Here is a 7,907-nt window from a genome sequence, read left to right on the forward strand (position 1 = left end):
GATACCGAGTGATTCGACGTCGGATTCGTGCACGCCGGTGAAAGAGTAGTGCTTCTCATACCCGCCCCGGCGGTGCGGCACCCAAGCACTGGGCGAGGCTCGCATCATTCTTGAGAGCGTTGGACGAGTATATTAGACGCCTCCGGACTTAAGCTGATCGGCGATGTACTCGGCCTGCCGGATGGCGAGCGCCACGATGGTGAGCGTCGGATTGGCCGCAGCTCCCGTCGTGAACACCGACCCGTCGCTGACGAACAGGTTCGGCACGTCGTGCGCGCGACCCCACTTGTCGACCACGCCGTCCTGGGGCTTTTCGCTCATCCGGGCGGTGCCCATGTTGTGCGTGGCCGGGTATGGCGGGGTGCGGTGCGAACCGATCGAGCCGACCGCATCGTAGAGTAGCTCGGCCTGCGTGTAACCGTGGTTGCGCATGGCGGTGTCATTCGGGTGGTCGTCGAAGTGGATGTTCGGCACCGGAAGCCCGTTCTTGTCGGTCACGCTCGTGTTGAGGGTGACCCTGTTCGATTCCTGGGGCATGTCTTCACCGACGACCCAGAGGGCGGCGGTGTTGCTGTAGGCGTCGAGGATCTCAGTGAAGCCCTTTCCCCACGCCCCGGGGTCGGCGAAGCTGGCCAGGAAGGCAGGCCCGAGCGAAATCGTCTCCAGGTAGTAGCCGCCGGCGAATCCGCGATCCGGGTCGTGGCCCGATTCGTCGGCGATAACGCCGGCCATCGTCTCGCCGCGGTACATGTGCACAGGCTTGTCGAATCGCGCGTAGACCGACCCGGTGGTGTGGCGCATGTAGTTGCGTCCGACTTGCCCAGACGAGTTCGCCAGACCGTCCGGGAACATCGGGCTGCCGGACAACAACAGGAGTCGGGCGGTCTCGATGGAGTTGCCGGCGACCGCGACGAGCTTCGCGTTCTGCCGCTGGAGATTGCCGTCCGGGTCGAGGTAGAGCACGGCATCCGCTCGTCCCGTCGCGTCGTGGGTGACTTGCACCGCGTGGCAGTTCGGACGCAGGTCGAGCAGACCGGTCGCCTCGGCCCGCGGGATCTCGCGGACGAGGGTCGACCACTTCGCGCCGCTCTTGTCGCCCTGGAAGTTGAAGCCATCCTGGACGGACGCAGGACGCTCGTCATACTCCTCGGCGTTCGTGGCGTACGGGCCGGTGGAGTAGAACGAGTAGCCGAGTCGCTCGGCGCCATTGGCGAACACCTTGTAGTTGTTATTCGCAGGCAGGGGCTTGCGCCCGTGCACGTGCGTCGACCCCATCGCAATCTCGGCCCTGTCGTAGTACGGCTCGAGTTCGGCGAGGGTGATGGGCCAGTCGAGCAGATTCGCGCCTTCGATACGACCATATGTGCTTCGAGTCGCGAACTCGTGTGCCTTGAATCTCGGCGTCGCGCCTGACCAATGGGTCGTCGTGCCGCCGACCGCCTTGACAATCCAGGCGGGCAGATTCGGGAAGTCCCGGGCAATGCGATACGAACCGGAGGTAGTGCGCGGGTCGAGCCAGGCCATCTGATTGAAGGCCTCCCACTCGTTGTTGACGTAGTCGTCATTGCGGAGGTACGGTCCCGCCTCGAGGACGACGACGGGGATGCCCTTCGCTGTGATCTCGTAGGCGAGGGTTCCACCGCCCGCCCCGGAGCCGATAATGACGATGGCATCTTCGTTCTGATCGATGGCGGTCATTTCTTTACCTGCGCCATCTCCGCGTCGCGTTTGCCGGGCTGGTTGCTCGTGTCGCGATCAGTTGGCGTTGCGCTCGGCGCGCCACCCGGCAGGCTATCGGCGACCTCGACGAGTCGACGTGGGCCGTCGTAGGTCTCGATGCGTGGTTCGGGTAGCCAGTCGAGGTCATCGAACCCGCGGTCGACGTATCCGCCCTTGTCGAAGCTCGGACCCTCATAACCGAGCACCTCCCAGACGTCCTCGTGGTCGTACAGGTTCAGCACGGTTGTGCGGCGCACGAAGCCGAAGAACTCCGTCGCTTCGATTCGGCGAAGCACCTTCGTCGCAGCCTCGTCGTCGAGGTCCCGGAAGTCGCCGCCCGCGAAATGGCTGAGCGTGAGCAGGCCCTGGGTCAGCGCGACTCGGAACCAGGTCGAGTTCTGTGCCTCAGCGAGGATCGTGTCGGCCGTGCGCTCGTACGGGCCGTCGGGAAAGGACGGGTGGGGGAAGGCGACACGGATCATTCGGATGAGCACTCTGCGCGCGTCATCCGTCATCTCCGTCTCGTTCAATTGCGGGTACTTAGCAGGGAACGCCATCTGTCTGCTCCTATGCTCGAGCGGTCGGGGTAGTGGGAGGTACTTGGTGCTGCTGCGCCTGGTGGTGTTGATGGTGCTGCGAGCCTTCGGCCAATCTGTCGGCTGGCGTCCAGTCAGGGAACGAGGATGCCGCGGCCGATCAACCGGCCCGCTTCGAGGTCCGCAATCGCGTCGAGCGCTGCATCGATCGGGTACACCGCGGTGTGCAGTGTGACGCGACCCTGTGCGGTAAGGGTCATCAGTTCGACAAGGTCGTTGTAGGTTCCGACGAGATTGCCGATCACATTGATCTCGCGGGAGATGATCTCGATTGTTGGCAAGTTCACCGCACCGCCGTACCCGATCACATAATGCGAGCCGCGGTTGCGCAGCAGCCGTGGGGCAAGGAGTTCCGCGCCGCGTTCGCCGACGAAGTCGAAGACGACATGGGCGCCGCCACCGGTGATGTCGAGCACCTGCTTTTCCACGGTTGCGTCGTCGGTCGCGAGCGCTGTGTGGTGTGCGCCGAGCGTGCTCGCGAGTTCAAGGGCGGCCTCGCTGCGGTCGACGACGGTGATCGTGGCACTCGTAATGGCTGCGAGTGCCTGGATGCCGATGTGCCCGAGTCCGCCCGCTCCGACAACGACGGCGTGAGTGCCCGGGAAGAGCATATCGGCGGCCTTGCGCACTGCGTGGTAGGCGGTGAGCCCGGCGTCGGCGAGGGCCGCGACGTCGCGGGGTTGGAGCGCGCCATCCAACTTCACGACCGCCCGGGCGTTTGTGAGGAGCTGCTGGGCCATGCCGCCATCGACGTTGATGCCGGGGAAGGTCGCGTTCTCGCAGTGCGAGTCTTGCCCGATGCGGCAGGCAGGGCAGAGTCCGCAGCTGGTGAGCGGATGCATGATCACGGTGTCACCCGCACGCACATTGTGCACTGCGCTGCCGACCTCGCGTACCCAGCCGGCGTTCTCGTGGCCGAGGGTGTACGGCAGGCTCGGATGTTGGATCGGCTCCCACTGGCCTTCGATGATGTGGAGGTCGGTGCGACACAAACCAGCCGCGCCGACGTCGACGATGACGTCCCACGGTCCGGTGATCTTCGGCTCGGCAACGTCTTCGAGCACGGGGTGGTGGCCGTACCGGTGCAGTCGTAGTGCCTTCACGGGTTCCTCCTTGTCAACGTCGCCGACGTATGAGTCGCTACAAGATTCAGCATCCGTCCGTCGCCCGGCAACGAAGTTAAGCCAACGCCTACTTCAACGATCCAAAGCTGCCGAGCATCAGCGACGGTGCACAGGCGATGAATCGCTTGAACTTGCCCGCTGACGTTTCACCAAGCCCCCGCTCCCGCCTTGGCAACCTCCTGGTCCTGCTCGATAGACCCTGTGGAGACCCCGATGGCGCCCATGATTCGGCCGTCGCGGACCAGAGGAATGCCGCCGGGGAAGACCGCAAGCCGCCCGCCGTGGGCATCGCTCAATCCATAAATGGGGCCATCTGGGCGGGTGGCTCCCTGCAGGTCGCCGGTCTCGCACTGGAACGCGATCGACGTGTACGCCTTGTTGATCGCAATCGTGATGCTGCCGATGTTCGCCCCGTCCATGCGCACGTGAGCCTTGAGGTTGCCCCCGGCGTCGACAACGGCGATATCCATTGGCTGCCCGATCTCGGTAGCCTTCGCGGCGGCAGCGTCAATTACGCGCCGCGCCTCTTCAAGGGTGATGGTTTCGAGTACGGTTCCGTCGGCCATTTGGTATCCTTCCGCCTGAAATTAGTGGCTCAACTCAACCACGGACGACGCCGCCCGGATAGGTGGTGATTACCCCCAAGCCGGTGTGCGGGGAATCCCTCCTACCCCGGCGAGAGAAGCTTCCTTAAGGTGAGACAAACTCTAACTAGGAGGCTGGCTGTGGGTGTTGTGCCCCTGAAGGACATCGTTGTCCCGGCTTTTGAAGCCCGTTACGGCGTGCCGGCCATCAACGTCTTCAACGACCTCACGATGGAGGCGGTCCTCGCAGCCGCGGTCGGGGCGAACTCCCCGGTGATCCTGCAGACCTCCGTCAAAACCGTTCGCAGCATCGGCTCCCGGGTGCTGTTCGACATGTGGCAGTCCCTCACTAGGGGCATCGAGGTGCCGGTCGCGCTCCACCTGGACCACTGCCCGGACCGCAGCGTGGTCAGTGAGTGCCTCAAGGCCGGCTGGAACTCCGTGCTTTTTGACGCCTCGAGTATGCCCGTCGAGGAAAACCAGCGCCAGACCATCGAAGTGGTCGCCGAGGCTCGCCAGTATGGCGCCCAGGTGGAAGGCGAGATCGAGGCGATCACCGGTGTCGAGGATGACCACGGCTCCGATGACATCGCACCCCAGCAGAGCCTCGATACGGCCTTGGCCTTCATCGACGCCACCGGCATCGACGTGTTCGCCCCGTCCATCGGCAACGCCCATGGTAGCTACAAGGCGGCTCCCGTGCTCGACGTCGAGCGTGTCTCCGAGATCGTGGAAGCCCGCCAAATCCCCATCGCCCTGCACGGCGGGAGCGGGCTGAGTTCGGAGCAATTCGCCGACCTCATCGCCCGCGGCTGCGCGAAAGTGAACATCTCCACGGCGCTCAAGGAGACCTTCATTCAGTCCGGCCTGGCCTTCCTCACCCAGGCTGAGCGGGACAACAAATGGGATCCGCCGTCGCTGTTCACGCACACCCGCGCGGACATCATCGCGATGGTCACGGGTCTGACCGAGCAGTTCGGCAGCGCTGGCAAAGGCGGTCGCTGACATTGCCGGCCCTCATCTTCGACTGCGACGGCGTGCTCGCGGACACCGAACAGTACGGGCACCTGCCGGCCTTCAACCAGACCTTCGCCGAATTCGGCGTTCCCGTGACGTGGAGCGCGGAGGAGTATGCGGAGAAGGTCAGGATCGGCGGCGGAAAGGAGCGGATGCGCAGCATCATGACCCCGGAACTCGCCTCGCACCTCGGCCTGACCGACGGCGCCGCGGTGGACGAGGCAATTCTGGCGTGGCACAACCGCAAAACCGCCATCTACAAGGAACTTGTGGCATCCGGCTCGATGCCCCCCCGGCCCGGTATCGCCCGGATCGTCGAGGAAGCGCACGCGGCCGGTTGGATCCTCGCCGTCGCCTCTACCTCTGCGGAACCGGCCGTTCGCGCCGTGCTGACGCACGCAGTGGGCGTTGAGCTCGGGCAGGCCTTCACGGTTTTCGCCGGCGACATCGTGCCGCACAAGAAGCCCTCCCCGGACATCTACCTGCTTGCGCTCAAGGAACTCGGCCTCGACTCCAATGAAGCCGTCGTTGTTGAGGACAGCGCCAACGGGCTGCGCGCCGCACTCGGCGCGGGACTGCGCACCCTGGTCACCGTCAGCGGTTACACCCGTGAGGAGGACTTCAGCGGCGCTTCGCTGGTGGTCACTTCCCTGGGCGACCCGGGCGAGCCTGCCGAGGTGCTGAGCAATCCTGCAGGAGTCCACGTTCCCGGCGCCGTCTCACTGGCGACGCTTCAGGCCATTTTGGCGCAGCCGGGCCCTATCGCCATCCCTTCAACCACGACGGAGACACCATGACTGCAACCGACCTCGCCGACGTCGAGTTCGTCGTCCACACCCTTGCGCAGACCGCCGTCGACAAGGAAAAGGAGTTTGGCGACCTCGACGCCGTCGTGGGCGACGGGGACCTCGGCTACTCGCTGGCCCGGGGCTTCGAAAAGGTGCTCAACGACTGGGATACTTTCAAGCGCGACGACGTCGCCACTTTTCTGCAGCAGATCGCCGTGTCGATCTCCAGCCGAATCGGCGGCACCTCGGGGCCGCTCTGGGGTACCGCTTTCCTGCGGGCCTCGACCGCCTCGAAGGCGCTCGACACGATCGACGGGACCGCCGCCGTCGCCATGCTGCGCGCGGCCGCCGATGGCATCATGAAGCGCGGGAACGCGAACCTCGGTGACAAGACCCTTCTGGACGCTCTGGTTCCTGCCACAGATGAGCTCGAACGTCAGATCGCCGCTGGCGCCGACGCCGCCGAGTGCCGTGCCGCTTTTGCCAGGACCGCCCGTGAATGCGCCGATGCCACCAGAAAGCTCGAGGCGAAGCGCGGCCGGGCCAGCTACAGCGGGGAACGCAGCATCGGATCCCCGGACGCCGGCGCCGTGGCCGTCGCCATCATCATCGAGCACATCATCGCAGGCTGGGACAAGCGCTAGCTCAGACTATCCATCAGCTTTTTCTGCCTGTTTCGCCTCATCCCCAATATGCATCACAACTAATCCCTAATAATCATCACGACGATGTGGAGATCTCATGAAAATGTTCGTCAACGACCCGCAGCAGTTTGTGCCCGAGATGCTCCAGGGTCTTGCACTCGCCAACCCGGACACCCTCAAGTACGTGCCCGAATACAACCTCATCATGCGTGCCGACGGCCCGGATCAGAACAAGGTCTCGATCGTCCAGGGCTCCGGCTCAGGCCACGAGCCTGCGCACGTCATGATCGTGGGTAAGGGCATGCTCGACGCTGCCTGCCCGGGCGATGTCTTCGCCGCCCCGCCGTTTGACTACGTCTACGAGACGACCAAGATGCTAGCGTCGCCCAAGGGCGTGCTGCTGCTGGTTAACAATTACACTGGCGACAAGATGGTCTTTGAGATGGCACAGGAGATGTCCTCCGCCGAGGGCATCGAGGTCAGGACGCTCTTCATCAACGATGACGTTTCCGTGGAGGACTCCACCTACACGATCGGCCGTCGCGGCGTGGCTGGTAATTTCTTCGTCATCAAGGCAGTCGCCGCCGCCGCGGAGCGCGGGGCCGACCTCGACGAGGTGATCCGGATCGGCGAGAAGGTCAATTCCGTGACCCGCAGCATGGGCGTCGCGCTCACCGCCTGCACCCCGCCTGCCAAGGGTAGCCCGCTATTCGAGCTTGGCGAGGACGAGATCGAACTCGGTGTCGGCATCCACGGGGAGCCGGGCCGCCGCCGGGCCAAGATGATGTCCGCGAACGAGATCGTGGACGAGCTTCTCACCCCGATCGTCAAAGACCTGCCGTTCGGTAATGGGGACCGCGTGGCTCTCATGATCAACGGACTGGGCGGAACTCCGATCAGCGAACTCTACTTGCTCTACGGACAGGCGCACAACCGTCTCGCGGAGCAGGGTATCAGCGTTGGCCGCAGCTACGTCGGCGAATACTGCACCTCCCTGGACATGGCCGGGGCATCCATCACCCTGGTCAAGCTCGACGACGAAATTGAGTCGCTGCTCAGGGACCCGGCGGAAGTGCCCATCCGGGTGTTCTAAGCCTCGATCCACCGGTCGGCTTGGGGCTCGGGTCTGAATTCGGTTTGAGCCTGGTTTCTGGGTCGCGCGGGCTTGATCGCCAGGCCTCTCTGCCCGACGTGGCCGAAGGTGAACTTCCGCAGGGAGGACCCTAACGTCGAGGGGCATATGTCCCGTTGAATCCTTTCGGCAGGCCGCCGTGGCGCAGCAGGGCCATGTCATCGATCGAGTCTGCGCCGGCGACCATCCCCGCGACCACAGCGGTCACGTTCAACCCCGGCGTTCGCACCGTAATGACCCGGGACCGTGAGTCGCTCATTGGCCAGCTGTCCGAGTCCAGTTTTCCGGGCCAGCATCGACACA

General features: G+C 64.4%; 8 protein-coding genes and 1 pseudogene. 4 read left to right on the plus strand and 5 right to left on the minus strand.

The window, feature by feature from the left end:
- Positions 1-132 precede the first annotated feature (132 nt).
- The 4 genes from ACLQ62_RS07585 to ACLQ62_RS07600 all read right to left on the minus strand — a co-directional run bounded on the left by ACLQ62_RS07585 (position 133) and on the right by ACLQ62_RS07600 (position 4,005).
- A complete protein-coding gene (locus ACLQ62_RS07585; RefSeq protein WP_411721038.1) occupies positions 133-1,698 on the minus strand; it encodes a GMC family oxidoreductase in 1,566 nt (521 codons plus the stop codon).
- A complete protein-coding gene (locus tag ACLQ62_RS07590) occupies positions 1,695-2,276 on the minus strand; it encodes a hypothetical protein (protein WP_411721039.1) in 582 nt (193 codons plus the stop codon). Before ACLQ62_RS07590 ends, ACLQ62_RS07585 begins: the two co-directional genes overlap by 4 nt.
- A gap of 113 nt (positions 2,277-2,389) precedes the next feature.
- Positions 2,390-3,418 carry an NAD(P)-dependent alcohol dehydrogenase gene (locus ACLQ62_RS07595; protein WP_411721040.1) on the minus strand — a complete coding sequence of 343 codons (1,029 nt, stop codon included), beginning with the start codon at positions 3,416-3,418 and terminating at the stop codon, positions 2,390-2,392.
- Positions 3,419-3,585: 167 nt separating this feature from the next.
- Positions 3,586-4,005, minus strand: a complete 420-nt coding sequence (locus tag ACLQ62_RS07600; protein WP_411721041.1) for a GlcG/HbpS family heme-binding protein — start codon at positions 4,003-4,005, stop codon at positions 3,586-3,588.
- A 159-nt stretch (positions 4,006-4,164) separates the two neighbouring features.
- On the opposite strand from ACLQ62_RS07600, the gene ACLQ62_RS07605 reads away from it, so the two are divergent.
- From ACLQ62_RS07605 to dhaK, 4 genes are all read left to right on the plus strand, one after another.
- Complete coding sequence (locus tag ACLQ62_RS07605) at positions 4,165-5,028, plus strand: class II fructose-bisphosphate aldolase (RefSeq protein ID WP_411721042.1); 864 nt, start codon at positions 4,165-4,167, stop codon at positions 5,026-5,028.
- A gap of 2 nt (positions 5,029-5,030) precedes the next feature.
- Entirely contained in the window at positions 5,031-5,837 is an 807-nt protein-coding gene (locus ACLQ62_RS07610) for an HAD-IA family hydrolase (protein ID WP_411721043.1), read from the plus strand.
- On the plus strand, positions 5,834-6,472 hold the full coding sequence (gene dhaL / locus ACLQ62_RS07615) for a dihydroxyacetone kinase subunit DhaL (RefSeq protein WP_411721044.1): 639 nt from the start codon (positions 5,834-5,836) through the stop codon (positions 6,470-6,472). The genes ACLQ62_RS07610 and dhaL overlap by 4 nt, the downstream gene beginning before the upstream one ends.
- Positions 6,473-6,569: 97 nt before the next feature.
- A complete protein-coding gene (gene dhaK, locus ACLQ62_RS07620) occupies positions 6,570-7,565 on the plus strand; it encodes a dihydroxyacetone kinase subunit DhaK (RefSeq protein ID WP_411721045.1) in 996 nt (331 codons plus the stop codon).
- 89 nt (positions 7,566-7,654) lie between these two features.
- On the opposite strand, the pseudogene ACLQ62_RS07625 reads toward dhaK, so the two are convergent.
- A pseudogene (locus ACLQ62_RS07625) lies at positions 7,655-7,900 on the minus strand (IS1380 family transposase); the annotation flags it as partial.
- Positions 7,901-7,907: the final 7 nt, after the last annotated feature.

Source organism: Mycetocola sp. (assembly GCF_046716805.1).
Taxonomy (GTDB): Bacteria; Actinomycetota; Actinomycetes; order Actinomycetales; family Microbacteriaceae; genus Mycetocola_A.